Consider the following 26668-nt stretch of genomic DNA (forward strand, 5'->3'; position numbering starts at 1 on the left):
GTGGCGCGTCCATGTCGCTATGGCTGGCGGACAGCCTGCAGCGACCGGCGGCGCCACGCGACTGGCGCACGCGCCTGCGCGACTGGGCAGACGACGTCAACCTCGTCCCGGACCTGGGCCAGAATGTCGGCAGCCTTACCTGGTTCCGCGGCCTTGCCACCTGTTTTGGCCTGTGCGCCACCGCCCTCTATCTCTCGCCCGGTTTCCAGCCGGTGCCCGGCGCGCCCGAACCCCTGCTGGCGCCAGCGCAATATGACGAGGTGCGCAGCCAGATGATCACGCCGCTGGCGATGGGCGCGGACAGCGGTCGGCGGATGGGCGCGACCGATGCGGTGCAGCCGCTCAAGGAAACGCCCGAACGGCCGCAGATCGAACTCAATGCCCAGATCGGCAGCAGCGACACGCTGGCTCGCGCCTTGTCGCGTGCCGGGGTCAGCAGCGGCGATGTCGCGACCGTGACCAGCATGGTCGGCGGGGATATCGGCGCGGGGGTGAAGCCGGGCACCCGGCTCGACATCATCCTGGGCCGGCGTGCCAGCCGCACCTCGCCCCGGCCGCTCGACAAGCTCAATTTCCGCGCGCGGCTCGACCTGGCGGTCGAACTCAACCGGGTCGGCGGCGTGCTGCAGGTGACGCGCGTGCCCATTCGCGTCGACAATACCCCGCTGCGCATCCAGGGCGTGGTCGGCGACAGCATCTATCGTTCGGCCCGCGCCGCCGGCGCACCGCCCAAGGCGGTGCAGGCCTTCCTGCGGGTGATTGCCAAGCAGGTCGATCTGGGATCGATCGGCGCAGGCGACCGCTATGACATCATCACCGAATATCATCGCGCCGAAACCGGCGATGTCGAGGTGGGCGAGCTGCTCTATGCCGGTTTCCGCCGGGCGCGGGGCAAGGCGGTCGACATGCTGAAATGGACCAGCGAGGGCCGCACCGAATGGTTCGAGGCATCGGGCGTGGGCGAAAAGCGCGGCGTGCTGGGCGCGCCGGTCGACGGCGCCCGCATGACATCGGGCTTCGGCATGCGCCGCCATCCGATCCTGGGTTATACCCGCATGCATGCCGGCATCGATTTCGGCGCGCGCTATGGATCGCCCATCTATGCCGTGACCGACGGCGTAGTCGCCTTTGCCGGCCGCCATGGCGGTCATGGCAATTATGTCCGTGTTTCCCATGGCGGGGGTCTGGCCACCGGCTATGCCCATATGAGCCGGATCGCGGCGGTGTCGGGCCAGCGGGTGCGGCGCGGCCAGGTGATCGGCTATGTCGGTTCCAGCGGCCTGTCGACCGGTCCGCATCTTCATTATGAGCTGTATCGCAATGGGCAGGTGGTCAATCCGCTGTCGGTGAAGTTCACCACCACGGCGCAGCTGACCGGCAGCAATCTGGCCGCGTTCCGCGCGCGTCTGGCCCAGCTCAAGGGGCTGAAGGTCGGCACGCATGAGGTGGCGGCGGCCGCGCCGACCGCGGGCGCACCGGCCGCTGCGGGGAAATAAGCGGCTTTGCGGCGGTGGCTCGCTCGGCTAACGAGCGGGCATGACATCCTCCCATCCCGCCACCATCACCGCGATCCTGCTGGCAGGGGCGCGGCCGATCGCCGATCCGCTCGCCACCGCTGCCGGCGTGCCGGTCAAGCCGCTGGTGCCGGTCGCAGGCGAGCCGATGATCAACCGCCCGGCGCGCGCCTTGCTCGCCCATCCGGCGATCGGCCAGCTGGTGGTGCTGACGCAGAATCCCGAATATTTCGCCGATGATCCGGCCACCGCCTGGCTAGCCAGCGATCCGCGCGTGCGGTTCGAGCGCGGCGGCAAGGGCATCGCCTCCTCGCTGCTGGAACTGATGGAGAAGGCGGACCTGCCTTTCCCGCTGCTGATGACGACGGCGGACCATGTGCTGCTCGACGCGGCGATGCTGGACCAGTTCGTGGCGGAGGCGACGGGCGCCGACATCGCCGTCGCCATGGTCGAGAAGGCGACCCTGCTGGCCCATTATCCGCAGTCGCGCCGCACCTGGCTCAAGTTCCGCGACGGCTGGTGGTCGGGCGCGAACATCTTCTGGTTCGGCAGCGCCAAAGCGCGCCCGGTGATCGCGCTGTGGCAGGATGTCGAGCAGGACCGGAAGAAGGGGTGGAAGATCCTGTCCGCCTTTGGCCCGCTTGCGCTGGTCGGCGCGCTGCTGCGCATCCTGACCCTGCGCGGCGGCATCGCGCGGGTGGGGCGGCGTTTCGGCCTGACCGCGCGGCTGGTGGCGATGGATCAGGCGGAAGCCTGCATCGACGCCGACAAGCCCGACGACATCGTGCTGATCGAATCCATCCTCGCGCGCTAAGGGGCGGGGCGTTTCCCTATCGGGTTATTCCCGATGCCGCGCGCTGTGGCTGCATGCTAGAAACAATCGGACCCGGCAGATGGGCCCGATGAAGGGAGCACCCGCATGCGCAAGATTCTGCCCCTGGCGGCATTGTTGCCCGCCACCCTCGTCCTGATGGCACAGACAGCGCCCGAAGCAGCGCCGCCGGCGCCGACGCCGGTCACCCCGGTCAGCGGCGATTCCCGCGACGTATCGGTCGCGGCCTGCCTGAACGAAGCCAAGGCCCAGGGCGCGAAGAAGGGCGTGATCGACGTCACCCTGCGCGAGGTCGAGGATACCGACAAGAAAAGCGACAGCCGCGGCGCCGTGCGCGCGCTGGTCAATGTCGTGATCGACAAGGACGGCAAGCAGAAGACGGTCAAGAAGACGTTCAAGTGCAGCACCCAGAATGGGGTGGTAACCGCCTTCAAATATTATTGAATTTCTCTAGCCCGGTCTCATCAGGCTGAACCGGGCGCGGCACCAGCGCGTCGTTCCTCTCCCCCCTCGATCCAGGGATGGCGCGCTGGTGTCGCTCAGTTCGCGTCGGGCTTCGGCGGCAGCGTATCACGCAGCGCTAGCGCATGGCGGGTGGCAAGTCCCATCATCAGGAAGCCGGCGATCGAGGCGACGATATTGGCGATCGCCGCGCCGATCGTGCCGTTCATCGGCAGCAGCACCGCCTGCATCCCCAACAGCAGCAGGGTGGAGGCAAAGGTGATGCGCAGCGACAGGCCGGCACGGTCGGTCGCCATCAGCAGCGGGCGATAGCTGACGCCGACCAGGTCGATACAGGCCGATACGCCCAGCAGCATGAGCAGCGGATAGGCGGGCAGGAATTCCTTGCCCGCGATCAGGCCCAGCAGCGGATGGCCGATGGTCAGGATCAGCGCGATGATGATGGCGCCGGCGATCAGCGCCAGCCGGTTGGTGCGGCGGAACAGGGACCGCAGCGCATCCACGCCATGGCTGGACTGGGTGCGCGACAATTCTACGAAGATGCTGCGCGAGAGCAGGCTGGAAATCTTGGTCAGCGACTGGGCGAGCTGGTTGGCGAGACGATAGAGGCCCGCGCCCACCGGCCCGACGAACAGGCCGACGACCAGAACCGCGACCTGCTGTCCCATGGCGGACAGGCTGGTCTGCAGGTTGGTGGCGGCCAGGAAGCCGACGATGCCGGGATTTTCCTGGCGTGCATCGAGCGCCCGGCCGGCGGTCCAGCTGCCGAGCCGACCCTTGCCTTCGCGCAGGGCGAGATACCAATAGGCCGCCGCGCACAGCAGTTCGGCGGCGCCCCAAGCGATCAGGAAGCCGGTGATGCCGGGCATCAGGGCCAGGGCCAGGCCCGCGCCGATCATCCGTCCGACCGGGATCATGGTTTCGGCGACGGCGGCCGAATCGAACCGGTCGAACAGGCGCAATATGCCGGTGGGGGAGGAGCGGATGGTGATCATCATCACCATGCAGAACAGCCAGGCCTGAAGCCCCATGCCCGGCCCCAGTTGCAGCTGGTTGCCGAAGGCGAGGATGATGATCGCGGCGATCAGGCCGCCAGCTACGGCCGAGGCGAGATCGATCAGGATGCAGAAGCGCAGCACCCGGTTGAGCGCATTGCCGTTGCCGTCCGCCAGATGCGGCTGGCCATAGCGCACGACGATCTGCCAGCTGTCGAACGACACCAACGTCTTGATGACGTTGGCGGCGCTCAGCACCAGCGCGAAGCGGCCGAAATCGGCGACGCCCAGCGTGCGCGTGACGATGGCGAGATAGGCAAGGCTCAGCACCGCGCCCACGCCCTTGCCGCCCAGCAACCAGCCGGTATTGGCCAGGATACGGGCAAAGCCATCCTGTGCGCTGCTACCCTTTGCGCGCTTCAACTTCACCGGAACAGGAGCCTTTCGCGTGACACGCCGTTTGTTGCTGGCGGGCGTCTATCTAGGGAAGGGCGGCGCATTGCGCAAATGCGTCCTTCTCTTCCCTGCGCTGCGAAATCGCTCTAAAGCGCGGGCATGACCATCAAGAAAGCCATCATCCTCTCCGCCGGCCAGGGTTCGCGCCTGCTGCCGCTGACCCGTGACGTGCCCAAGTGCATGATCGACTTCAACGGTCGCACCCTGATCAGCTGGCAGATCGCCGCGCTGGTCGCCAATGGCGTGACCGACATCGTCGTCGTCACCGGCTTCCGCACCGAGCGGGTCGAGGATCATGCGCTGCAGCTTTATCGCGAGACCGGCGCGCGCATCCGCACGCTGTTCAATCCCTTCTTCCAGGTCGCCGACAATCTTGGCAGCTGCTGGATCGCGCGCGAGGAGATGGACCAGGACTTCATCATCCTGAACGGCGACACGATCGTGTCGGACGAGATCGTGGCAAAGCTGGTCACGGGCGCGAAGGACGCGATCACCGTCACCGTCGATGTGAAGCCGGACGGCGACTATGACGATGACGACATGAAGGTGAACCGGGACGAGACCGGTCGCCTGCACCATATCGGCAAGCGGCTGCTGCCGCCCGACACCAATGCCGAATCGATCGGCATGCTGGCGTTCGTGGGCGAAGGGCCGGCGATCTTCCGCAACCAGGTCGACCAGATGATGCGCACGCCCGAAGGCGTCGCCCGCTGGTATCTGCGCGCGATCGACATCATCGCCAAGGGCAACCGGGTCGGCACCGTGTCGATCGAGGGGCTGGAATGGCAAGAAGTCGATTTCCCGCAGGATGTCGATGCGGCCAATGCGCTGACCGAGAAATGGGTGGAAGAAGGGCGCTACGGCGCGTGAGCGCCGGGTTGCGTAGCCAATTCGGCGGCTGCCAAATGGCCGGAATGGGTGGTTATCGGACATTCCGCTTTTATGGCCGATCAGGCGAATAGCGGACCTTATTTTCAGCGACGCGATTTATTGTGGAGCCATTCGGCTCCTCGTAAAAAGACCCAAACTTGGAGGAAGATCGCTGGACTTATTGTGAGAGCAGGCACCCAACTTAATCCGGGTCTGAGGGCAATAAGCGCGATCAGGTCAAATGCCGCGATTACAAGTACCCATGGCCAGAACCAACGCTTTTGCCGAAGCGGCCATGACATTCGGATTGATATATACAATCCCGCGAAAAGCATCGCAGCGATGATGGCAGGACCATCAGCTATGAATCCTAATTCGGCGAAGCCTTCTGAAACAGCAATACCAAATGCTGCCGCCACGAACACGTCAATGGTAGTGAGATCGCGAAAGCGAAGGCTGGAAGGACGATTAGATGTCTGCACTTGGACATGCTTACAGGCCGTCGCTATGGCCGCAAGTGGTCGTTTGCCGACCGTCTGATCTGTCTACCCGACCTAAAAGGCTTCCCCGATCCCGAAATAGAAGGCGGCGCCGTCCTTGCCCCAGGCAATGTCGGCCCGCAGATTCACATTGGCCTCCTTCGAGGCGAGATAGCGCAGGCCGAAACCGCCGGCGGGGAGCATCTTGGTATGTTTCCAGATATCCTTGCCGCTGCGCGCAATGCCGCCGATGCCGCCGAAGGCGACCATGCCGATCTTGCCGAACAGATGCTGGCGCACCTCGCCCTGCAGCGCCCAACTGGCGCGGTCGCGATAGCGGCCGGTTTCATAGCCGCGCAGGTCGCCATTCTGGCCATAGAGGCACAGGTCATAATAGGGCGCGCCGTCCGACGCCTCGCACAGCGTCTTGCGCACCACCAGCACGGTCTCGCGCCCCAGCGGGAAATAGCCATTGCCTGCAATCTGCAGCTTGTGATGGGTGAAGTCGCTGCCCAGCCAGTCGGCGCCATAGGTCAGTGAACCGGTGGTGTAGACGCCCTTGCGCGGATCGACCGGATTGTTGCGGCTGTCGAAGGTGAAGGAGGGGCCGAGCATCGCAATCTGGCTGTGCCGCTCGATCGCGGGCGGCGTCAGGTTCGGATGATTGGGCAGCGGCAGCGAAACGCGGGCGTTCATGTCGAGATAATAGAGGCGCGCGCCGAAGGAGAGGTGGCGCAGGAAGCCCTTGCTGAAGATCTGATATTGGGTGTCGACCATGGCGGCGAAGGCCTTGTCGCGCAGCTTGATCGACAGGTTGGACGCGCCGGCATTGGCGCCGATGCCGTAGAAGCGCAGATTGGCGACGCCATAGCCGGCCCAGCCCTGGAAGCGCAGCCAGTCGTCGGCCAATGTCATGTTGTGCGATGCACCCAGGCCCCAACTATCGGTGCTGGTATAACCGCCGCCAAAGCCGCTGACCCAGGGGCGGGACGATCCGTTGGGATTATAATAGAGCACGGCCGCACCGGCGAGGCCGGTGCCCATCGCCGGATTGGACAGCGGGATCGGCGCGATCACCAGGTCCGGCTTGGTGCTGGGCGGGGGCAGGGCGGCATCGGGCGCGGGCTCCGGTTCGCCGGCCTGCACGCTCTGCGCCTGATCCATGATCTCGCGCGATGGCGTATTCTGGGCGGCGGCGGGAAGGGCCATGCCCAGGCACATCATCAGGCTTGGGCCGGCCAGCGCGTGTCGCACGCCATGTCTCCCTGTCATATCGGACCAGCCTAGAGGAAGGCGGGGGCGGCACCATCGGGGGAAATGTGCAGGCAAAAGGGGGAAAATACCCAGAAGCCAGGCGAGCGCCTTTTCCGCATATTGTCTGCCCGGCCCGAAGGAGCGGGGCGCGGGGCCGGGGGACAGGGGATGATGGCGATGCGAGGATTGACGCTGCTATCGGTCATGACGCTGGGCGTGGCGAGCCATGCCCGCGCAGAAGAAGCGCCGCCCGTCCCGATCATTACCCAGGTTGCGACCAGCGCCGATCCCGTCAGCGGGACGACCGACACGCCGATGCCCGTTGCGCCCGCAGAAGGGGCGGTGGAGCCCCCGCCCGAGCGCAGGACATATCCGCTGCTGCCGATCGGCGGACGCGCGGCGATAGAACGTGGCTATCATATCCAGCGCGCGCTGGGCGCCAGCGGCATGCTGATCCACAATGTTCAGCATATGAACAGCCGGAACCTGGCAGTCGCCATTGCCAAGGGCGAGGATCCGCCAGAGGGCGCGTCGCTGCTACAGGTGCCCTTCGTCACGACGACGGAGATGGAAAGCCGGACCAGCAACAGCGAGTTCAAGGCGGATGTCTGGCTGTTTCCCTTCCTCAACCTGTTCGCCGGCATCGGCAAGGTGAAGGGGCATGTCGATGTCGGCGTCGACATCGATCTCGATGCCTTCGTGCCTTTCCCCTTCTGTCGCCCGGCCAAGCCCTGCGGTCATAGCCAGCTGCCCTTCAAGGCGGATGTCGACAACACCTCCTTCACCTTCGGCAGCATCCTGGGTTATGGCAGCAACAGCTGGTTTGCCGCCCTGTCCCTCGCCAAGACGATCAGCGTGGCGAAGAAGGACCGGTCCGACATGCAGATGACCAACATCGCGGCACGGGCCGGCCCGCGCGTCTCGCTGGGCGGCGACACGATCCTGACACCCTATGTCGGCGCCAATTATTTCGACATGGATGTCACCGTGTCGGGGCTGGTGCGCAGTGGCCCTTTGTTCGAGGACGGCGATGGTGTCGGCCTGCGCTACAAGGTCGACCTGTCGAGCCGCCGCCCCTGGGCCGGCATCGCCGGCGCCAATCTGGAACTGTCCAGTCATTGGGCGATGCAGGCCGAATATAATCTGGGGCAGGAATCCAACCGCTTCGTGCTGAGCCTGACCTTTCGGCCCTGATCCGTTCGGTCAGAGGGAGAAATGGCCCTTGAGCCAATCGCGCAGCGCCGTGTCAGCTTCGCTGTCAATCTTGACCGCGCTGCCAAGGTCGGGCTGGCCCGGCCAGCCGGCATCGGCGATGGTCAGGCCGGCGGCGCTGCGTTCCCCGTCATAGCGGGGGATGACGTGGAAATGGACATGCGGGTCGACCATCATCAGCATCAGATAATTGATCTTGGCATAGCCCACCGCGCGGGTCAGCGCAGCCTCGATCGCAGCGGTGACGGTCTTGAGTTCGGCATGGGCGGCGCCCGGCAGGTCGCCGAACGCGGTCGCGTCGCTCTTGGCCGCCAGCACCAGCGATCCCAGCGTCGGCTGGGCCGGGCGCAGCAGCACGACCCAATGGTCGAATTCGGCCACCAGCGTGGCGGGCCAGCCGAATTTCGCGATGGTGGCGTTCATGCCGCGGCTTCCGCTTCGTCCATCCAGCTGACGATCGGCCGGCCGGAGCGGTGGACGATATAGGCCTGGGCCAGGCGCACGGCATGGACGACCAGCGAGATGATGGTCCACCAGGCAAGCGCGATCAGGCCGATGTCGGGCCGGCCGAACAGCAGCGCCACGAACAGGATCACCATGTTCGGGTTGCGGCGGGCGGTGATCAGGCGGAACTGGCTGTCGAATGGACGCCAGACATGGATATCCATCTTGAAGTCCTTGAGGAACATCCCTTCGATCAGGCGCTGGAGGATATAGCCAGCGATCACGGCGGTCATGATGAAGGTGAAGGTGCCGGCCGACAGGCCCAGCCCCCAATAGGTGAGGCCCGTGCCCCAGAAATACCACCAGAAGGGCGGGTGGACCAGGTCGACGCCATGGTCGATCACATTGCCCCATTTGGACGAGGTGATGGTGCAGCGCGCGAGCTTGCCGTCCACCGTGTCCAGCACCATGAAGATGAAGCCGCACAGGAAGCCGGTCCAGAACAGCCCCTTGGCGAACAGGAAGGTGGCGACCAGGCACAGCGTCACGCCGATCACCGACACCATGTTCGGCGTCATCTTCAGCTGCGCGGCGATGCGCGTCAGGATCAGCGCCAGTTCGGGCCAGAGATATTTGGTCAGCAGGTCGGTTACGCCCTTATAGGCGCCGAAATAGCTTTGCCGCTCGATCGCCTTGCGGGTCTGGGGCACCAGTTCGCGCACCATCGGCTGTTCCAGCTTGCGCAGCTGACGATTGTAGAGCTTGCGCCCGTCCGACAGGTCGATGAGGTTGCTGGCCTGCATCGGATCGCTGCCGGCAGGCACCTGGCCGACGATCGGCTGGCCGGCCCAGGCGAACATGGTGCCGGGCGTTTCCAGCACCAGCCGCAGCAGCAGCGGGTCGAAGGCATAGGCGAGGTTGAAGACCAGTTCATGGCCCGGCGCCAGCGTGCTGCCATTCTTGGCTGCGCTTTCCGCCATGCGGCGATTGCGTTCGGCGTTGGACATGCCCCAGATCGGGGTCGCGTTCTCGCCGAGCAGGCGAACCGGGCCGAGGGTGGTGCTGATCGTCTGCATCATGCCTGTGCCTTCTGCGCAAAATCGAGGATGAGGGCGGTCTGCCGCTGCGAGGCGGGGACCGGAGAAAGATCGATACTATCCTGCATTGCCGCTTCCTGAGCAGCAACCAGGCCCGGTTGCAAGTCCGCTGCCCGATCGAGCGCGCCCTGAAGCGCATCGGCGCGGTCGATCACCTGGCCCAGACGCCAATGGGCGAAGGCCTGATCCTCGCGCCAGTCATGATGGTCGAGGTTGAGGAAGATGCAGGGGCGGGGGGTGAGCAGAAACTCGTAAACCTGGCTCGACACGTCGCCCAGATAGGCGTCGACGCTGGTCGTGTAGCTCATGTCGATCGAGTGGCGGCTGCCCATGTCGACACGGATATGCGGGCTGTCGCTGTGGATCGGCGGGACGCGGCGGGCGAGCTTCACATGCGGCGCGATGATGATGTTCCAGCCCCGCAGCGCTTCGAGCGCGGCCATGACCTGCGGCCCGTGCCTGACCCAGGAGGACAGCTCCGGGTCGAAATGCGGATTGTAGAGCAGTACCGGCTTGTCATCGTCGAACAAGGCGCGGCGCGGCGCGCGCAGTTCGAACTTGGCATAGCCGCCGACCAGGCAATTGGTTTCGGTGCAAAGGCCATATTCGATCATCCGCCGCCGGTCCTTCTCGCCCGCGACGATGGTCAGGTCGAAATCGGCGTGGCGCTGCTTGTAACCGCCCGCCCGGTCGCCCGCGCCATGCTTGATCAGGATCAGGCGGGTGGCAAAGCCGGGCACTCGTTTCAGCCAGGCGCTGGTAATCTCCGTCGTCACCAGCGTCGGGAAGCGGGCGATGGCGCGATAGTTGAGCAGCAGCGTCGCCAGCCGCGAGGGCAGGCGGAACAGGGAATCGGGCTTGGTCGAGGGGCGGCGCAGCTTGATGAGGTCGAGCCGCCCTTCAGGATCATAGCTGGCGACCAGATCGAGAATCAGGCGCGAGGGCGAGAGTATATGGACGCGCACATCCGCGCGCTTGCCCAGTTCAAGGGCGGCCGGCAGCCAGTGAAACACCTGCTGCGCTTCGGCGATGGCAAGAAAGGCGATGTCGATCGGCAATGAAGGCGGTCCCCACAGATATTCGCCGCCGCAGGGGCATGACCTGCGTTTGCTTTACTTCGCCCCGCGTCGCAATGCGAGGGGGGGCGAAACGAGGTCGCTCTAGCGTGGCTGGCGCGGGACGCAAGCCGAAGCCCCTCTTCGGCAATGATTATTTGCAATCGATTTGCAACAAGGCCCGCCGGGGCAGAATCATGGTCTCAGTGCTGGACCTTTGCAGATTTTTCGTTATGCGGACCCCCATCAGACAGACATCGACGAAGAGGCTCGACGAGCGATGGCCGAATTTGCTTTGCCCAAGAACAGCAAGATCAGCGGCAAGGGCGTGACCCACAAGGCGCCCGAGGGCGCGACCAATGTCCGCAGCTTCAAGGTCTATCGCTACGATCCGGACTCGGGCGAGAATCCGCGCTACGACACGTTCGAGATCGATCTCGACAATTGCGGCCCGATGGTTCTCGACGCGCTGCTGAAGATCAAGAACGAGTATGACTCGACCCTGACCTTCCGCCGTTCGTGCCGCGAAGGCATTTGCGGTTCCTGTTCGATGAACATGAACGGCAAGAACGGCCTGGCCTGCACCACTGCGATCGACGAGTGCGCCGGCAAGCAGGTGCAGATCACCCCGCTGCCGCACATGGACGTCATCAAGGATCTGGTGCCGGACTTCACCCACTTCTACGCCCAGTACAACAGCATCAAGCCCTGGCTGCAAACCGTCAGCCCCGCGCCGAGCGGCAAGGAGCGGCTGCAGTCGCCCGCCGATCGCGAGAAGCTGGATGGCCTTTATGAGTGCATCCTGTGCGCCTGCTGCTCGACCAGCTGCCCCAGCTACTGGTGGAACAGCGACAAGTTCCTGGGCCCGGCTATCCTGCTACAGGCCTATCGCTGGCTGGCCGACAGCCGCGACGAGTTTACCGGCGAGCGCCTCGACGAGTTGGAAGATCCTTTCCGCCTCTATCGCTGCCACACCATAATGAACTGCGCGAACGTCTGCCCCAAGGGCCTGAGCCCGGCCAAGGCGATCGCGGAGACCAAGAAGATGATGGTCGAACGGCAGCTGTAAGTTGACCAGCGACGGTGTTGCAGGCGGGCGTCCGCTGAACGAAGGGAAATGGTCGGGCTGGACCGCCTGGCACGATCCGCATCCCGACACCTTCCTGCAGGCCATCGGCCGCGGTTATATGCGCGGGCTGGGCGAGAAGAAGGCGCATGTCGCGCTGGAAACCCGCACCAGCCACCGCAACCGGCTCGATACGCTGCATGGCGGCTTCCTCGCTGCCTTTGCCGACCATGCCTATTTCGGCGGCCTGTGGGCGATGGGTTATCGCGATCAGGTGAACGGCGTGACCATCGACCTGTCGATGCAATATCTGGGCGCGGGCAAGGTCGGTCCCGACCTGCTGGCCGAGGTGGAATTGCTGCGCGAGACCGGGCGCCTCATGTTCCTGCGCATGCTGATCACCCAGGAGGGCGAGCCGGTCGCGGCGTCCACCGCCACGCTGCGCAAGGCGCCCAAGGCGCAGTGACCAGCGTTATCGCCCGTTATGATGCGCTGGTCGCGGCTGGCGAATTGCGGCCCGACCCGGACCAGCGTGCCGCCGCCGTGCGACTCGACCAGCTTCAGCATGATCTGGAAGCGACGCCGGCGCGTGGCTCGACGCTGTGGAAGCTGCTGCGCAAGCAGCCCGAGCCGCCGCGGGGCCTCTACATGTGGGGCGGGGTCGGGCGCGGCAAGTCGATGCTGATGGACCTGTTCTTCGACACGGTCCATGTGCAGCGCAAGAAGCGCGCCCATTTCCATGAATTCATGCTCGACGTGCATGCCCGCCTGGCCGAGGCGCGCAAGTCCGAGTCGGGCGATCCGATCCCGCCGGTGGTCGAGTCGCTGGCCGAAGAGGCGCGGCTGCTCTGCTTCGACGAGATGGTCGTCAACAATATGGCTGATGCGGCGATCATGTCGCGCCTGTTCACGGGGCTGCTGGAAAAGCGGGTGACGATCGTCACCACCTCCAACCGCGAGCCGGACGAACTCTACAAGAATGGCCTCAACCGCCAGCTCTTCCTGCCCTTCATCGACCTCATCAAGGCCAAGCTGGACGTGATGACGCTGAACGGTCCGGTCGATTATCGCCGCGACCGCCTGGGCGACTCGAAGCTGTGGCATGTGCCCAATGGGCCGGAGGCGACCAGGGCGCTGTCGGAGGCCTTTTTCCGCCTGACCGACTTTTCGGTCGAGGACCGGGCCAAGGTGCCCTCGGAGGAGATCGTCGTTCAGGGCGGGCGCACCATGCATGTGCCCAAGAGCCTGAAGGGCGTTGCCGTCTTCTCGTTCAAGCGGCTGTGCGTCGAGGCGCGCGGCGCGCCCGACTATCTGGCGATCGCGCGCAAATATCATACGGTCATCATCGTCGGCATTCCGGTGCTGGGGCCGGAGAAGCGCAACGAGGCAGCGCGCTTCGTCACGCTGATCGACTCGCTCTACGAATATAAGGTCAAATTGCTCGCCTCGGCCGATGCCGAGCCGATGCGACTCTATCCCGAAGGGGATGGGGCGTTCGAATTCGAGCGGACCGTGTCGCGGCTGATGGAAATGCAGTCCGACGATTATCTCGCGCTGGGCCACGGCCCCAAATAAGCGCGGCGCACCCCGTCGTGCGCGCATTTCGCCCTATCGCCGCTTGCGTCGACGTTCATCAGGGCGCAACTTTCTTACGGAAAAACAGACCGGATGCTTCCACTTGGGAAGCATCCGGCAGGCTACCGCTGCAGGGAAGGCTCTAGGTCCAGGGTAGGAGACCAGGAGCGACAGGGTGTGAAAAAGCCTCTAATGCAACTGCGAATGAATTGCAAAGATAATTTGCGGCAGGGGGCTTTGTTTGGTTGAAACCCCCACAATATGGGCGTAGGCGCACTGACAATTCCAGAGTTCACATCTTGGAGGATGATTGCATATGGCCCGTAAGAAGATCGCGCTCATTGGCGCTGGCAATATCGGCGGCACGCTCGCGCATCTCGCGGCTCTCAAGGGACTCGGTGACATCGTCCTGTTCGACGTCGTCGAAGGCGTTCCCCAGGGCAAGGCTCTTGACCTGTCGCAGTGCGCCTCGGTCGAAGGCTTCGATGCGAAGATCACCGGTTCCAACGACTATGCCGATATCGCGGGCGCGGACGTCATCATCGTCACCGCCGGTGTCGCCCGCAAGCCGGGCATGAGCCGCGACGACCTGCTGGGCATCAACCTCAAGGTCATGAAGGCCGTGGGCGAGGGCATCGCCGCCAACGCGCCCGACGCCTTCGTCATCTGCATCACCAACCCGCTCGACGCGATGGTCTGGGCGCTGCGCGAATTTTCGGGCCTGCCCGCGAACAAGGTCGTCGGCATGGCCGGCGTTCTGGACAGCTCGCGCTTCAACCACTTCCTGGCGGAAGAATTCAACGTGTCGGCCAAGGACGTCACCAGCTTCGTGCTCGGCGGCCATGGCGACACCATGGTTCCGGTGATCGAATATTCGACCGTCGCCGGCATCCCGGTTCCCGACCTGATCAAGCAGGGCCGTTCGACCCAGGAGCGCATCGACGCCATCGTCAAGCGCACCCGTTCGGGCGGCGGCGAGATCGTCGCGCTGCTCAAGACCGGTTCGGCCTTCTATGCGCCCGCCACCAGCGCGATCGCCATGGCCGAAGCCTATCTGGGCGACAAGAAGCGCCTGCTGCCCTGCGCCGCGAACCTGACCGGCCAGTATGGCGTCGACAATCTCTATGTCGGTGTGCCGGTCATCATCGGCAAGGATGGTGTCGAGCAGGTCATCGAGATCGAGCTGAACGACGAAGCCAAGGCGAACCTTCAGGTGTCGGTCGACGCCGTCAAGGAACTGCTGGAAGCCTGCAAGGGTATCGATCCCTCGCTCGCCTGAGCCAACCAGCTTGCACCGTCCCGTTCCAGGTAAGTGCGCAGCCTGGGACGGGTCGCTTTAGACCCAAGTGCCACGTCCACAGAGAATAAAGGGACACATATGTCCATTCTGGTGAACAAGAACACCAAGGTCATCACCCAGGGTATGACCGGTGCCACCGGCACCTTCCACACCGAAACCGCTCTTGCCTATGGCACGCAGATGGTTGGCGGCGTGACCCCCGGCAAGGGCGGCACGACCCACATCGGTCTGCCGATGTTCGACACCGTTGCCGAAGCCAAGTCGAAGACCGGCGCCGACGCCTCGGTCATCTATGTTCCGCCGCCGTTCGCGGCCGACTCGATCCTGGAAGCGATCGATGCCGAAATCCCGCTGATCGTCGCGATCACCGAAGGCATCCCGGTTCTGGACATGGTCAAGGTGAAGCGCGCCCTGTCGGGTTCGAAGTCGCGCCTGATCGGCCCGAACTGCCCCGGCCTGCTGACGCCCGGCGAATGCAAGATCGGCATCATGCCCGGCAACATCTTCTCGAAGGGTTCGGTCGGCGTCGTGTCGCGTTCGGGCACGCTGACCTATGAAGCCGTGTTCCAGACCACCAATGCGGGCCTGGGCCAGACCACGGCCGTCGGCATCGGCGGTGACCCGGTCAACGGCACCAACTTCATCGACGTGCTGGAACTGTTCCTGGCCGACGACGCCACCGAATCGATCATCATGATCGGTGAAATCGGCGGCGACGCGGAAGAACAGGCTGCCCAGTTCCTGATCGACGAAGCCAAGAAGGGCCGCAAGAAGCCGATGGCCGGCTTCATCGCGGGTCGCACGGCGCCTCCGGGCCGTCGCATGGGCCACGCCGGCGCGATTGTGTCGGGCGGCAAGGGCGACGCGGAAAGCAAGATCGCGGCGATGGAAGCGGCCGGCATCAAGGTCGCTGCCAGCCCGAGCCTGCTGGGCGAGACCCTGCTGGAAGTGCTGAAGGGCTGATCCGCCTTTAAAATATGATATGGAAACGCGGCCGGGCTGCACCCCGGCCGCACTTTCCCGCTCCGCGACTGCACGCGGCATGCATGGGACACAAGACGATGGGTTACGAGAACCAGGATTTCGAGATCGAACAGGGGCCGAGCTGGGCACGCCCCAACTGGCCGTTGGCGGACACCGACGACCTGACCGGGGCGATGGACCCGACGCAGATGCAGGTGGCCGTGAAGGCTGCTGCAAAGGCGCAGGGTGCCGCTGTTTCCGAGGCCGATATCGCATCGGCTGCCGAGGACGCAATCCGCGCGCAGATGCTGATCCGCACATATCGCGTGCGCGGTCATCTGGCCGCCAATCTCGATCCGCTGGGCCTGGCCAAGCGTGACCTGCCGGCGGACCTGACCCCGGAATATCATGGCCTGACCGACGCGTCGAAGAAGGTCTTCCTGGGCGGCACGCTGGGCCTGCAATATGCGACCGTCGCGGAGATCGTGACGATCCTGCGCCAGAATTACTGCGGCAATGTCGGCCTTGAATATATGCATATCGCGGACGTCGAAGAGCGCCGCTTCCTGCAGGAACGCCTGGAAGGCAAGGACAAGGAAATCCACTTCACGCCCGAGGGCAAGAAGGCGATCCTCGCCAAGGTCATCCAGGGCGAGCAGTATGAGAAGTTCCTGGGCCGCAAATATGTCGGCACCAAGCGCTTCGGTCTCGACGGCGGCGAGTCCATGATCCCCGCGCTCGAAGCGGTCATCAAATATGGTGGCGCATCGGGCGTGCGCGAGATCGTGTTCGGCATGGCCCATCGCGGCCGCCTGAACGTCCTTGCCAACGTCATGGCCAAGGGCTTCCGCGTCATTTTCCACGAATTCTCGGGCGGCACCGCCAATCCCGAAGACGTGGGTGGTTCGGGCGACGTGAAATATCATCTCGGCACCTCGACCGACCGTGAGTTCGACGGCGTCAAGGTCCATATGTCGCTGGTTCCCAACCCGTCGCACCTCGAAACCGTCGATCCGGTGGTGCTGGGCAAGGTCCGCGCGCAGCAGACCTTCCGCGACGACCTCACCAAGCATGAGCAGGTTCTGCCCGTGCTGATCCACGGCGACGCGGCCTTTGCCGGCCAGGGCATCGTCTGGGAATGCCTCGGCTTCTCGGGCGTCAGCGGCTACAACACCGGCGGCTGCGTTCACTTCATCATCAACAACCAGATCGGCTTCACCACCAGCCCGCAATTCTCGCGCGGCTCGCCCTATCCGTCGGACGTGGCGAAGGGTGTCCAGGCACCGATCCTGCACGTCAATGGCGACGATCCCGAAGCCGTGACCTTTGCGACCAAGCTCGCCATGGAATATCGCCAGAAATTCCATCGCGACGTCGTCGTCGACATGTGGTGCTATCGCCGCTTCGGTCATAACGAAGGCGACGAGCCGGGCTTCACCCAGCCGCTGATGTACAAGGAAATCCGTCAGCATCCGCCGGTCAGCGACATTTATGCCGCGCGCCTGAAGGCGGAAGGCGTGGTGGACGATGCGTTCGTCTCCGGTTCGACCGACGAGTTCGTCGCCCATCTGGAAGACGAGTTCGAAGCCGCCAAGAGCTACAAGGCCAACAAGGCCGACTGGTTCGCTGGTCGCTGGTCGGGCCTGCACAAGCCGGCCGATGCCGAAACCGCGCGCCAGAGCGTGGAATCGGCGATCAACCAGAAGCTGTTCGACAGCCTGGGCCGCACGCTGACCACGGTTCCCGAAGGCCATAATGTCCACAAGACGCTGAAGCGCGTGCTGGATGCCAAGGCCGAGATGTTCAAGTCGGGTGCCAATTTCGACTGGGCGACCGGTGAGGCCCTGGCCTTCGGTTCGCTGCTGTCGGAAGGCTATGGCGTTCGCCTGTCGGGTCAGGACTCGGGTCGCGGCACTTTCAGCCAGCGTCACGCGGTCTGGACCGACCAGGACACCGAGGCCAAGTATATCCCGCTTTCGACCGTGCCGCATGGCCGTTTCGAAGTGCTGGACTCGCCTTTGTCCGAATATGGTGTGCTGGGCTTCGAATATGGTTTCGCCCTGGCGGACCCGAAGAGCTTGGTGATCTGGGAAGCGCAGTTCGGCGATTTCGCCAACGGTGCGCAGATCATCTTCGACCAGTATATCGCGTCGTCGGAAACCAAGTGGCTGCGCTCCAACGGCCTCGTCTGCCTGCTGCCGCACGGCTATGAAGGCCAGGGCCCGGAGCATAGCTCGGCGCGTCTGGAACGCTATTTGCAGCTCTGCGCCGAAGGCAATATCCAGGTCGCGAACATCACGACCCCGGCCAATTACTTCCACGCGCTGCGTCGCCAGATGCTGCGGCCCTTCCGCAAGCCGCTCATCATCATGGCGCCCAAGTCGCTGCTGCGTCACAAGGCCGCCGTCAGCAAGGCCGAGGACTTCCTGGGCGAAACGCACTTCAAGCGCATCCTGTCGGACCCCAATGGTTCGGCCGACAAGGATACCAAGCGCCTGGTGCTCTGCTCGGGCAAGGTCTTCTACGACCTGATGGAAGCCCGCGACGCCGCCGGCGATGCCAACACCCAGATCGTCCGTATCGAACAGATTTATCCGTTCGCCACTGACGCACTGGCCACGCGCATCGAGCGCATGACCAATCTGGAAGACGTCGTCTGGTGTCAGGAAGAACCGCGCAACAACGGCGCCTGGTCCTTCGTCGAACCCTATATCGAGGAAGCGCTGGCCAAGGCCGGCAAGGCGCCCAAGCGCGCCCGCTATGCCGGCCGCAAGGCTTCGGCATCGCCTGCCACGGGCCTGGCCTCGCGCCATGTGTCCGAACAGGGCGCCCTCGTCGCCGATGCGCTGGGTCACAGCGTTCGTGAAGAAATCCGTCGCCAGAAGAAAGGCTGAGAAAGCACATGGCAACCGAAGTCAAAGTCCCCACGCTGGGCGAATCCGTTACCGAAGCAACCGTCGGTCAGTGGCTCAAGAAGCCGGGTGAAGCGGTCAAGGCCGACGAGCCGATCGTCAGCCTGGAAACCGACAAGGTCGCGGTCGACGTGCCCTCGCCGGTCGCCGGTGTCATGGGTGATCTGGTCGCCAAGGAAGGCGACACGGTCGAGGTCGGCGCGCTGCTGGCTTATGTGAACGAAGGCGGTGCCGCTGCTGCCGCACCGGCTGCTGCCGCTGCTCCCGCCGCCAAGGCGGAAGCCGCTGCACCCGCGCCGGCCGCTTCGGCCCCGGCTGCATCGGACGACGAAGAGGGCGGCAGCCTGACGCTGTCGCCGGCGGTCCGCCGCCTGGTGCTGGAGCATGGTCTTGACCCGAGCAAGATCAAGGGCACCGGCAAGGACGGCCGTCTGACCAAGGACGACGTCATGGCCGCCGTCGCCGCCGGCACTGCCAAGGCGGCTGCCGCGACCCCGGCTTCGGCGCCTGCCGCCGACGCCCCGGCCGCTGGCCCCAGCCGCAAGCAGGAACGCGTCAAGATGACTCGCCTGCGCCAGACCGTCGCCAAGCGTCTGAAGGAAGCGCAGAACAACGCTGCCCTCCTGACCACGTACAACGACGTCGACATGACCAACGTCATCGAGGCGCGCGCCAAGTACAAGGATCTGTTCGAGAAGAAGCATGGCGTCCGTCTGGGCTTCATGGGCTTCTTCACCAAGGCCGTCTGCATGGCGCTGAAGGACATTCCGGGCGTCAACGCGCAGATCGAAGGCGACGAGATCGTCTATAACGACTTCGCCGACATCTCGGTCGCCGTCTCGGCCCCGACCGGCCTGGTCGTTCCGGTCATCCGCAATGCGGAAAGCCTGAGCGTCGCTGCCATTGAAAAGACCATCGGCGGCTTCGGCAAGAAGGCCAAGGAAGGCAAGCTGACGATGGAAGATATGAAGGGCGGCACCTTCACCATCTCCAACGGCGGCGTGTTCGGTTCGCTGCTGTCCAGCCCGATCATCAACCCGCCCCAGTCGGCGGTTCTGGGCCTGCACCGCATCGAGGACCGCCCGGTCGTCCGTAACGGTCAGATCGTGATCCGCCCGATGATGTATCTGGCGCTCAGCTATGACCATCGTCTGATCGACGGTCGTGAAGCGGTGACCTTCCTTGTCGCGGTCAAGAACGCGATCGAGGATCCGACCCGTCTGCTGATCGACCTGTAATAATCACCATTTATTGTTGCCCCGGCTTCGGCCGGGGCGCCTCTTGCCCTTGATTTGGGGCAGAGCGATGCCAGTTAGGCTGGCATGACTGGAGAAGGGAAAACCCCATGTCCGATTTCGATTATGACGTCCTGGTTATCGGTGCTGGCCCAGGTGGCTATGTCGCCGCGATCCGCGCTGCGCAGCTGGGCCTGAAGACCGCCTGCGCCGAAAGCCGCGAGACGCTGGGCGGCACCTGCCTCAACGTCGGCTGCATCCCGTCGAAGGCGCTGCTGCACGCCTCGGAACTCTATGACGAGGCCGCCAACGGCGCGCTCGCCAAGCTGGGCGTCAAGATCGACAAGATGAGCCTGGACCTGCCCACCATGCAGGGCCAGCGCGTCGATGCCATCAAGGGCCTGACCGGCGGCATCGAATATCTGTTCAAGAAGAACAAGGTGACCTGGCTCAAGGGCCTGGCCAGCTTCACCGGCGCCAACACCGTCGAAGTGAATGGCGAGAAGGTGACGGCGAAGAACATCGTCATCGCCACCGGCTCGTCGGTCGCCCCGCTGCCCGGCGTGGCCGTGGACAATGAAGGCGGCAAGATCGTCGATTCGACCGGCGCGCTGGAACTGGACAAGGTTCCGGGTCATCTGGTCGTCGTCGGTGGCGGCGTCATCGGTCTGGAACTGGGTTCGGTGTGGAAGCGCCTGGGCGCCAAGGTGACCGTGGTCGAATATCTCGACCAGATCCTGCCCGGCATGGACGGCGAAGTCCGCAAGGAAGCCAACAAAATCTTCAAGAAGCAGGGCTTCGAATATAAGCTCGGCACCAAGGTGACCGGCGCCGAAGTCGGCAAGTCGGGCGTGACCCTGACCGTCGAACCCGCCGCCGGTGGCGAAGCCGAGAAGATCGAAGCGGACGTCGTTCTGGTGTCGATCGGTCGCCGTCCCAACACCGAAGGCCTGGGCCTCGACAAGATCGGCCTGGAGCTGAACGCGCGCGGTCAGATCGAGACCGATCATGAGTTCGGCACCAAGGTTCCGGGCGTCTGGGCGATCGGTGACGTCATCCCCGGCCCGATGCTGGCGCACAAGGCCGAGGACGAGGGCATTGCCGTCGCCGAGAATATCGCGGGCCTGACCGGCATCGTGAACCATGACGTGATCCCCTCGGTGGTTTACACCAAGCCGGAAATCGCGGGCGTGGGCCTGACCGAGGAAGCCGCCAAGGAACGTGGCGCCGTCAAGGTCGGCAAGTTCCCGATGATGGCGAACAGCCGTGCCAAGACCAATCACGAGCCCGACGGCTTCGTGAAGATCATCGCCGACGCCGAAACCGATAAGGTGCTGGGCGTGTGGATCATCGCCACCGTCGCCGGCACGATGATCGCCCAGGCGGCGCAGGCCATGGAATTCGGCGCATCGAGCGAAGACATCGCTTACACCTGCCACGCGCACCCGACGCACAGCGAAGCGATCAAGGAAGCGGCGATGGCCGTGACCGGCAAGCCGATCCACATGTGATCGACTGCGCTATCGCAGGATAAGGGAAGGGGCCTCCGCCAAGCGGGGGCCTTTTTCTTTTGGGGAAGGACGCGCGCTGTTCTATCGGACGCGCATGAACCAATTTCCCTCTAGCCAGTCGGTGCCGTCGGCCAATCCTGAGCGGTTGTTCTTTGCGCTATGGATCATCTTTTCGGTGCTGACCGCGCTGGCCGACATCATCGCGATCGTTCGCCATCCCGAAATGACGTTGCAGATATTGCCGCAGACGGCGTTGGGGCTGGCGGTGTGCCTGCCTTTCGGCGCGGTCGCCATCCTGCTGCGACGCCGGCGGCTCAAGCGCCAGGCCGCGCGCGACGCTTTTCTTCAGGCGATGGCGCGGCTCGACTGAGCATCGCCGGCGGGCGCCAGCGCGGGCCGAATGGCGACGCGGTTGCGGCCCTTTTCCTTCGCTTCATAGAGCGCGCTGTCGGCCCGTGCGATCGCGTCATGGATCGAGCGGTCGGCGCGGTGCAGGCTGGTGAGGCCGAAGCTGGCGGTGAGCGGGCCGGGCAGGCCAAGCCGGCTTGCCGCCTGTTCGGCAAAGCGCAGCCGGATCGCGTCGGCAATGCCGGTCGCCATGGCAGGGTCTGCGCCGGGCAGGAAGAGGATGAACTCCTCGCCGCCGAAGCGGGCGATGACGGCATCGGCCGGGGCCAGTGCGCGCAGCGCATCGGCCAGCGCGACGATCACCCGGTCGCCCAGCCCATGGCCATGGGCGTCGTTGACCCGCTTGAAATGGTCGATGTCACAGGCGATCAGGCTGCCGCTGGCATCATGGCGCGCCACCGCTTCCTCGAACCCGCGGCGATTGAGCAGGCCGGACAGCGGATCGACATGGGCATCATGGCGATAGCGGGTGAGCACGTCCTGCATGGCCGCCGCGAGTGCGGAGAGGGCCAGGAACAGGCCGAACATGCAGGCCAGCGCCTGCATCAGGAAGGCATATTGGCTGTCGCGGAACGCTACGCCGCCGGGCAGGGTGAAGGACACGCTGCTGCCGCGCAGCAGGTTGTCGAGGGCCACCAGGGTGACGGCAGCATAGAGGGCGCGATCGGGCCAGCCGCGCAACTGGCCGCGTCCGGCGATCAGCGGGATGGAAATCAGCAGGAAGCAGCCGAAGTCGGACGACACCAGTTCCAGCGGGACGATGTCCCGCATCACCGCAAAGCTGCAGATCAGGATCGATATCGCCCAGATGGCGATGCGCAGCCCCAGCACCCAATTGGGGCGCCAGCGCGTCAGCAGCGCCTGGCTGAACAGCAGGAAGCCGGTGGCAAAGGCGATGTCGGCGACGATGCCCCACAGGTCCGTCGGCAGGAAGTCGAACGCGACCGGCACGGCAAAGCCCATGGCGACGTTGAAGAAGGCGCCGCTCCACCAGCCGGCTTCCCGCGCGCCCCAGCCCCAGACGATGAGGAAGGCGACGCCGAAGCTGGCCATCATGATGGGCAGGAAGAAGGCGAAATTCTCACCCACGAAGCGCGACCGATCCTTTGTGCAGCATGACGGCATGACGTCGCGTCATGCAGGAGCGCCATCCTGCATTTTCCGGTAAATGTCGATGGTTAAGAGAGCGTAACGGTTGCGGCGGGCCGAGCGGGAAACTGCATAACCTGGATCAGAAACGCGGTTTCCGCTTCTCGCGGAACGCTGCGACGCCTTCGGCAAAGTCGGGATAGGTGAAGGCGTCGCGGAACATTTCCAGCGTCACCATGTCGTCATCCGCCTGTCCGTCGAGGATGCGGCGAACCATCGCCTTGGACGCGCGCACGCTATGCTGGGCATTGGCGGCAATCTCGCGCGCCAGTGCGTCGGCGGCGGCCAGCGGATCGGCCGCGATCTCGTCGACCAGGCCGATGGCAAGGGCCGCCTCCGCATCGTGCAGCGCGCCGGTGAACAGGATGCGCTTGGCCCGCGCCGGCCCGACCAGATCGACCAGCAGGCGGGTGTCGAACAGCGAATAGACGATGCCGAGCTTGGCCGGGGTGATGCCCAGCCGTGCGGTCGGCGCCGCGATGCGCAGGTCGCAGGCGATCGCCAGCCCGCATCCGCCGCCGACACAATCGCCGTCGATTGCCGCGATCACCGGCTTTTCGGCATGGGCCAGCGCATATTGGGTCGATCGGATCGCCGCCTGGTTGGCGGCGCGCCAGTCGCCATCGCCCGAGCAGGCGGCAAATTCGTTGATGTCGGCGCCGGCGCAGAACAGGCCGGGCGTGGCCGAGGCCAGGATCAGCACGCGGATATCCGCATCGGCCATGGCATCGGCGACCAGATGGGGTAGAGCTTCCCACATTGCCTGGGTCATGGCATTGCGGCGATCGGCCCGGTCGATCAGCAGCCGGGCGACCGCGCCATCCCGCTCCAGGCGCAAGCTCATGCCGGCCAGGCTTCCAGCATCGGCACCAGTTCGTCGAAATGGTGGATCACGCCGTCGGCCTCCAGATTTTCGACCGGGCCGTCGAGGAAGCCGAAGCTGACCGCGATGCTGGGAATGCCGGCATTGCGGGCGCCGGCAATGTCGTTGATCGTGTCGCCCAGGAAGATGGTGCGGCCGCCGCCGGCCCGCTCGATCATTGCATGGATCGGCGCCGGATCGGGCTTGGCAATGCCGACCGTGTCACCGGCCACGACCGAGGCGAAACGGTCGAACAGGCCCAGTTGGTGCAGCAAGGGAATCGTGAAGCGTTCCGCCTTGTTGGTGCAGATGGCGAGCTTCACGCCGCGCGCCGTCAGAGCATCCAGCATCGCCATCATGCCGGGATAGGGCAGGGAGTGGAGCGCCAGATTCTGCGCATAATAATCGAGCAGGATCGGCAGCGTCTGGTCGAGGATCGCGTCGTCATAGCCGCCCGACGCGTCGAGCGCGCGCTGCAGCATCACCTTGGCGCCCTTGCCCACGAAGGGCCGGATGGAATCGACCGGGAAGGGGGCTCGGCCGATCGTGCCGATCGCGTAATTGACCGCCGCAGCGAGATCGCCGCTGGTGTCGAGCAGGGTGCCGTCGAGGTCGAAGCCGACAATGTCGAAGGATAAGCGTGCCATGGCATCGCCATGCCGCGTCGGCGGTGGCAATGGCAAGGCAAACATGGCAGAGAGCCGTGATATTCCAGACCACTTGAACGAAAAGGACGCGCTCGCCGTGACCGCACCTCGCCCCCTAGCAGTCGTCATCCTTGCCGCCGGGCAGGGCACAAGGATGAAGTCCGGCACGCACAAGGTGCTGCACCCGATCGCCGGGCGGCCGATGCTGCTGCACCTGCTTGCCAGCGTCGCGGACCTGCTGCCCGAGCGGCAGGTGGTCGTGGTCGGCGCCGGCCGCGAGCAGGTGGAAAAGGCGGTCGAGGGCAGCGGCGTCGCCATCGCCGTGCAGGAACAGCAGCTTGGCACCGGTCATGCCGTGGCGCAGGCGCATGATGCGCTGGCGGGCTTCGCGGGCGACGTGCTGATCCTCTATGGCGACGTGCCGCTGGTCAGCGGCGCGACGATGAAGGCGATGCTCGATCGGCTGAGCCGGGGTGACGAACCGCGCGCGGTGGTGCTGGGCTTCCGTCCGGATGATGCCGCCGCCTATGGCCGGATCATCGCTGATGGCCAGGGCATTATCGAGAAGATGGTCGAGTTTAAGGATGCGAGCGAGGCCGAGCGCGCCGTCACCCTGTGCAATAGCGGCCTGATGGCGGTGCGGGCGAGCGACCTGTTCGTGCTGCTCGACCAGATCGGCAACAACAATGCGGCCGGCGAATATTATCTGCCCGACATCATCATGCTGCCCGGCGCGAACAGCGCCGTGATCGAGACGGAAGCGTGGGAAGTGGCCGGCGTGAACAGCCGCGCCGAACTGGCCGGCGTCGAAGCCGTGTGGCAGGATCGTCGCCGGGCCGAGGCGATGCGTGAGGGCGTGACCCTGGTCGCGCCGCAGACCGTCTTCTTCTCGTACGACACGGTGCTGGGCCGCGACGTGACGGTCGAACCCAATGTCGTCTTCGGTCCGGGTGTCACCATCGCCGACAATGTCGTCATCCATGCCTTCTCGCATCTGGAAGGCGCGACCGTGGCCAGCGGCGCCGACATCGGCCCCTATGCCCGGCTGCGTCCGGGCGCCGATATCGGCCCCAAGGCGAAGGTCGGCAATTTCGTCGAGATCAAGAAGGCGCGCCTAGACGAAGGGGCGAAGGTCAATCACCTCTCCTATATCGGCGACGCCAGCGTCGGCGCAGCGGCCAATATCGGTGCGGGCACCATCACCTGTAACTATGACGGCTTCTTCAAATACAAGACGCAGATCGGCGCGGGGGCCTTCATCGGCTCGAACAGCGCGCTGGTCGCGCCGGCGACGATCGGCGATGGCGCCATCGTCGCGGCGGGCAGCGTCGTGACCAAGCCGGTCCCGGCGGACGCGCTGTGCCTCGTCCGCCCGCAGCAGGAAAGCAAGCCGGGCTGGGCGGCGGCGTTCCGCACCCGCATGCGCGAGCGGAAGGCGAAGGCTTGAGCTTCATCCGGCGCCGGCCGTTTCTGTCCGTTCTGCTGCTCCTGTTGCTGATCGCGGTGGCAGGGCCGCTCTGGCTGTTGATGAATGCGCGCGCGATGCCGGTCGTGCGGCGCGCCGATGTCGTGCTGCCTTTCCCGGCAGGTACGTCGAAGCAGCCGTTCACGGTCGCGCTGCTGACGGACACCCATCTGTCCGGGCCGGACAACAGCCCGGCGCGGATGGCGCGGATCGTGGCCCGGATCAACGGCCTCAGGCCGGACCTGATCCTGCTGGGCGGCGACTATATCGGCGACAATAAATGGGGCGCGACCTATGATGCGCGCCACGCGATCGCGCCCTTTGCCGGGCTGCGCGCGCCGATGGGCGTGGTCGCGGTGCTGGGCAATCATGACAGCCGCAGCAGGAAGAACCGGGTGGCGCTCAGCGCCGATGACTGGCAGCGCGCCTTTGCCGATCTGGGCATCACCCTGGTACAGGATGGCGCGGTGCGGCGCGGGCCGCTGGCGATCGGCGGGCTCAAGGATATCTATACCCGCAAGCCCGACATACCCGATACGTTGAAAGCGATGCAGGACATTGGCGGCGCGCCGGTCATCCTGTCGCATGGACCCGATGTCTTCCCGTTGCTGCCCGATGCACCATCGCTGACCCTGGTCGGCCATACCCATTGCGGTCAGGTGGCACTGCCCTTTGCCGGGATCGTCTACGTGCCCTCCCGCTATGGCACCCGCTATGCCTGTGGCCGCTATCAGGATGGGCGGAAGGCGATGATCGTGTCCGGGGGCGTGGGGACCAGTGGCCTGCCTTTCCGCATGCTGGCGCCGCCCGACATCTGGCTGGTCACCATCCGGCCACGATGACATTCTTTTCATGGCTCGGCCATGGCACTGTCGCCTGACCGGCATTAATGGCATGGCGACAAA

25 protein-coding genes are annotated in these 26668 nt (G+C 64.8%); 16 read left to right on the forward strand and 9 right to left on the reverse strand.

Annotated features, from left to right (window positions below; genetic code table 11):
* The first annotated feature begins 11 nt into the window (after positions 1 to 11).
* The 3 genes from VHN57_RS02820 to VHN57_RS02830 all read left to right on the forward strand — a co-directional run bounded on the left by VHN57_RS02820 (position 12) and on the right by VHN57_RS02830 (position 2790).
* Positions 12 to 1496 carry a M23 family metallopeptidase gene (locus tag VHN57_RS02820; protein WP_278987175.1) on the forward strand — a complete coding sequence of 495 codons (1485 nt, stop codon included), beginning with the start codon at positions 12 to 14 and terminating at the stop codon, positions 1494 to 1496.
* A 40-nt stretch (positions 1497 to 1536) separates the two neighbouring features.
* Entirely contained in the window at positions 1537 to 2328 is a 792-nt protein-coding gene (locus VHN57_RS02825; RefSeq protein WP_017503260.1) for a nucleotidyltransferase family protein, read from the forward strand.
* Between the two features lie 105 nt (positions 2329 to 2433).
* Positions 2434 to 2790 carry a hypothetical protein gene (locus VHN57_RS02830; RefSeq protein WP_278987170.1) on the forward strand — a complete coding sequence of 119 codons (357 nt, stop codon included), beginning with the start codon at positions 2434 to 2436 and terminating at the stop codon, positions 2788 to 2790.
* Between the two features lie 95 nt (positions 2791 to 2885).
* On the opposite strand, the gene VHN57_RS02835 is transcribed toward VHN57_RS02830, so the two are convergent.
* Positions 2886 to 4232, reverse strand: coding sequence for a lipopolysaccharide biosynthesis protein (locus tag VHN57_RS02835; protein WP_423282693.1), 1347 nt, complete (start codon positions 4230 to 4232; stop codon positions 2886 to 2888).
* Positions 4233 to 4358: 126 nt separating this feature from the next.
* Between VHN57_RS02835 and VHN57_RS02840 the strand changes: the two genes are divergently transcribed.
* Entirely contained in the window at positions 4359 to 5129 is a 771-nt protein-coding gene (locus tag VHN57_RS02840; protein ID WP_069337757.1) for a phosphocholine cytidylyltransferase family protein, read from the forward strand.
* 104 nt (positions 5130 to 5233) lie between these two features.
* On the opposite strand, the gene VHN57_RS02845 is transcribed toward VHN57_RS02840, so the two are convergent.
* A complete protein-coding gene (locus tag VHN57_RS02845) occupies positions 5234 to 5611 on the reverse strand; it encodes a hypothetical protein (RefSeq protein ID WP_374551910.1) in 378 nt (125 codons plus the stop codon).
* A 72-nt stretch (positions 5612 to 5683) separates the two neighbouring features.
* Entirely contained in the window at positions 5684 to 6862 is a 1179-nt protein-coding gene (locus VHN57_RS02850; protein ID WP_278985954.1) for a BamA/TamA family outer membrane protein, read from the reverse strand.
* A 177-nt stretch (positions 6863 to 7039) separates the two neighbouring features.
* On the opposite strand from VHN57_RS02850, the gene VHN57_RS02855 reads away from it, so the two are divergent.
* On the forward strand, positions 7040 to 8056 hold the full coding sequence (locus VHN57_RS02855; RefSeq protein ID WP_278985953.1) for an outer membrane beta-barrel protein: 1017 nt from the start codon (positions 7040 to 7042) through the stop codon (positions 8054 to 8056).
* Positions 8057 to 8065: 9 nt separating this feature from the next.
* Here VHN57_RS02855 and VHN57_RS02860 read toward each other — a convergent pair whose 3' ends face one another.
* Genes VHN57_RS02860 through VHN57_RS02870 form a run of 3 tightly spaced genes read right to left on the reverse strand, consistent with a single transcriptional unit; the run spans position 8066 to position 10673 of the window.
* The gene (locus VHN57_RS02860) at positions 8066 to 8497 is read right to left on the reverse strand and encodes an HIT family protein (RefSeq protein WP_278985952.1); all 432 of its coding nucleotides are present in this window, start codon (positions 8495 to 8497) and stop codon (positions 8066 to 8068) included.
* Positions 8494 to 9597: a CDP-alcohol phosphatidyltransferase family protein gene (locus VHN57_RS02865; protein WP_278985951.1), complete on the reverse strand. Its 1104-nt coding sequence runs from the start codon at positions 9595 to 9597 to the stop codon at positions 8494 to 8496. The genes VHN57_RS02860 and VHN57_RS02865 overlap by 4 nt, the downstream gene beginning before the upstream one ends.
* Positions 9594 to 10673, reverse strand: a complete 1080-nt coding sequence (locus tag VHN57_RS02870; RefSeq protein ID WP_278985949.1) for a glycosyl transferase — start codon at positions 10671 to 10673, stop codon at positions 9594 to 9596. Before VHN57_RS02870 ends, VHN57_RS02865 begins: the two co-directional genes overlap by 4 nt.
* A gap of 277 nt (positions 10674 to 10950) precedes the next feature.
* Between VHN57_RS02870 and VHN57_RS02875 the strand changes: the two genes are divergently transcribed.
* From VHN57_RS02875 to VHN57_RS02915, 9 genes are all read left to right on the forward strand, one after another.
* The gene (locus VHN57_RS02875) at positions 10951 to 11739 is read left to right on the forward strand and encodes a succinate dehydrogenase iron-sulfur subunit (protein ID WP_004211148.1); all 789 of its coding nucleotides are present in this window, start codon (positions 10951 to 10953) and stop codon (positions 11737 to 11739) included.
* A gap of 1 nt (position 11740) precedes the next feature.
* Positions 11741 to 12202, forward strand: coding sequence for a PaaI family thioesterase (locus tag VHN57_RS02880; RefSeq protein ID WP_048937829.1), 462 nt, complete (start codon positions 11741 to 11743; stop codon positions 12200 to 12202).
* Positions 12199 to 13311 carry a cell division protein ZapE gene (gene zapE, locus VHN57_RS02885; RefSeq protein ID WP_004211152.1) on the forward strand — a complete coding sequence of 371 codons (1113 nt, stop codon included), beginning with the start codon at positions 12199 to 12201 and terminating at the stop codon, positions 13309 to 13311. Before VHN57_RS02880 ends, zapE begins: the two co-directional genes overlap by 4 nt.
* Positions 13312 to 13627: 316 nt before the next feature.
* Positions 13628 to 14590 carry a malate dehydrogenase gene (gene mdh / locus VHN57_RS02890; RefSeq protein WP_010337480.1) on the forward strand — a complete coding sequence of 321 codons (963 nt, stop codon included), beginning with the start codon at positions 13628 to 13630 and terminating at the stop codon, positions 14588 to 14590.
* A 99-nt stretch (positions 14591 to 14689) separates the two neighbouring features.
* Entirely contained in the window at positions 14690 to 15574 is an 885-nt protein-coding gene (sucD, locus tag VHN57_RS02895; protein ID WP_004211155.1) for a succinate--CoA ligase subunit alpha, read from the forward strand.
* 98 nt (positions 15575 to 15672) lie between these two features.
* Entirely contained in the window at positions 15673 to 18468 is a 2796-nt protein-coding gene (locus tag VHN57_RS02900) for a 2-oxoglutarate dehydrogenase E1 component (protein WP_004211156.1), read from the forward strand.
* Positions 18469 to 18476: 8 nt separating this feature from the next.
* A complete protein-coding gene (gene odhB / locus VHN57_RS02905) occupies positions 18477 to 19724 on the forward strand; it encodes a 2-oxoglutarate dehydrogenase complex dihydrolipoyllysine-residue succinyltransferase (RefSeq protein ID WP_004211157.1) in 1248 nt (415 codons plus the stop codon).
* Positions 19725 to 19831: 107 nt separating this feature from the next.
* Positions 19832 to 21232 (forward strand): dihydrolipoyl dehydrogenase, encoded by a 1401-nt coding sequence (lpdA, locus tag VHN57_RS02910; protein ID WP_125998727.1) that lies wholly within the window; start codon positions 19832 to 19834, stop codon positions 21230 to 21232.
* A gap of 94 nt (positions 21233 to 21326) precedes the next feature.
* Positions 21327 to 21602 carry a hypothetical protein gene (locus VHN57_RS02915; RefSeq protein WP_004211159.1) on the forward strand — a complete coding sequence of 92 codons (276 nt, stop codon included), beginning with the start codon at positions 21327 to 21329 and terminating at the stop codon, positions 21600 to 21602.
* Here VHN57_RS02915 and VHN57_RS02920 read toward each other — a convergent pair.
* From VHN57_RS02920 to VHN57_RS02930, 3 genes are all read right to left on the reverse strand, one after another.
* Positions 21578 to 22729 (reverse strand): GGDEF domain-containing protein, encoded by a 1152-nt coding sequence (locus VHN57_RS02920; protein WP_313229923.1) that lies wholly within the window; start codon positions 22727 to 22729, stop codon positions 21578 to 21580. The genes VHN57_RS02915 and VHN57_RS02920 overlap by 25 nt on opposite strands.
* A 142-nt stretch (positions 22730 to 22871) precedes the next feature.
* Positions 22872 to 23633, reverse strand: a complete 762-nt coding sequence (locus tag VHN57_RS02925) for an enoyl-CoA hydratase/isomerase family protein (RefSeq protein ID WP_423282707.1) — start codon at positions 23631 to 23633, stop codon at positions 22872 to 22874.
* Positions 23630 to 24298 (reverse strand): HAD family hydrolase, encoded by a 669-nt coding sequence (locus VHN57_RS02930; RefSeq protein WP_423282710.1) that lies wholly within the window; start codon positions 24296 to 24298, stop codon positions 23630 to 23632. The genes VHN57_RS02925 and VHN57_RS02930 overlap by 4 nt, the downstream gene beginning before the upstream one ends.
* A gap of 154 nt (positions 24299 to 24452) precedes the next feature.
* Between VHN57_RS02930 and glmU the strand changes: the two genes are divergently transcribed.
* Together glmU and VHN57_RS02940 are read left to right on the forward strand one after the other, a co-directional pair.
* Positions 24453 to 25745, forward strand: coding sequence for a bifunctional UDP-N-acetylglucosamine diphosphorylase/glucosamine-1-phosphate N-acetyltransferase GlmU (gene glmU, locus VHN57_RS02935; protein ID WP_278392473.1), 1293 nt, complete (start codon positions 24453 to 24455; stop codon positions 25743 to 25745).
* Complete coding sequence (locus tag VHN57_RS02940; protein WP_278988515.1) at positions 25742 to 26605, forward strand: metallophosphoesterase; 864 nt, start codon at positions 25742 to 25744, stop codon at positions 26603 to 26605. The genes glmU and VHN57_RS02940 overlap by 4 nt, the downstream gene beginning before the upstream one ends.
* Positions 26606 to 26668 lie beyond the last annotated feature (63 nt).

Source organism: Sphingobium salicis subsp. salicis, from assembly GCF_049472635.1.
Classification (GTDB): Bacteria; Pseudomonadota; Alphaproteobacteria; order Sphingomonadales; family Sphingomonadaceae; genus Sphingobium; species Sphingobium yanoikuyae_A.

Bases quoted from the DNA above. Each gene is read 5' to 3' on its own strand.
- glmU (WP_278392473.1), top strand. From the start codon at position 24,453: ATGAAGTCCGGCACGCACAAGGTGCTGCACCCGATCGCCGGGCGGCCG.
- VHN57_RS02865 (WP_278985951.1), bottom strand. From the start codon at position 9,597: ATGATGCAGACGATCAGCACCACCCTCGGCCCGGTTCGCCTGCTCGGC.
- sucD (WP_004211155.1), top strand. From the start codon at position 14,690: ATGTCCATTCTGGTGAACAAGAACACCAAGGTCATCACCCAGGGTATG.
- lpdA (WP_125998727.1), top strand. From the start codon at position 19,832: ATGTCCGATTTCGATTATGACGTCCTGGTTATCGGTGCTGGCCCAGGT.
- odhB (WP_004211157.1), top strand. From the start codon at position 18,477: ATGGCAACCGAAGTCAAAGTCCCCACGCTGGGCGAATCCGTTACCGAA.
- VHN57_RS02925 (WP_423282707.1), bottom strand. From the start codon at position 23,633: ATGAGCTTGCGCCTGGAGCGGGATGGCGCGGTCGCCCGGCTGCTGATC.
- VHN57_RS02900 (WP_004211156.1), top strand. From the start codon at position 15,673: ATGGGTTACGAGAACCAGGATTTCGAGATCGAACAGGGGCCGAGCTGG.
- VHN57_RS02820 (WP_278987175.1), top strand. From the start codon at position 12: ATGTCGCTATGGCTGGCGGACAGCCTGCAGCGACCGGCGGCGCCACGC.
- VHN57_RS02830 (WP_278987170.1), top strand. From the start codon at position 2,434: ATGCGCAAGATTCTGCCCCTGGCGGCATTGTTGCCCGCCACCCTCGTC.
- mdh (WP_010337480.1), top strand. From the start codon at position 13,628: ATGGCCCGTAAGAAGATCGCGCTCATTGGCGCTGGCAATATCGGCGGC.
- VHN57_RS02860 (WP_278985952.1), bottom strand. From the start codon at position 8,497: ATGAACGCCACCATCGCGAAATTCGGCTGGCCCGCCACGCTGGTGGCC.
- VHN57_RS02825 (WP_017503260.1), top strand. From the start codon at position 1,537: ATGACATCCTCCCATCCCGCCACCATCACCGCGATCCTGCTGGCAGGG.
- VHN57_RS02930 (WP_423282710.1), bottom strand. From the start codon at position 24,298: ATGGCACGCTTATCCTTCGACATTGTCGGCTTCGACCTCGACGGCACC.
- VHN57_RS02915 (WP_004211159.1), top strand. From the start codon at position 21,327: ATGAACCAATTTCCCTCTAGCCAGTCGGTGCCGTCGGCCAATCCTGAG.
- VHN57_RS02875 (WP_004211148.1), top strand. From the start codon at position 10,951: ATGGCCGAATTTGCTTTGCCCAAGAACAGCAAGATCAGCGGCAAGGGC.
- VHN57_RS02855 (WP_278985953.1), top strand. From the start codon at position 7,040: ATGCGAGGATTGACGCTGCTATCGGTCATGACGCTGGGCGTGGCGAGC.
- VHN57_RS02840 (WP_069337757.1), top strand. From the start codon at position 4,359: ATGACCATCAAGAAAGCCATCATCCTCTCCGCCGGCCAGGGTTCGCGC.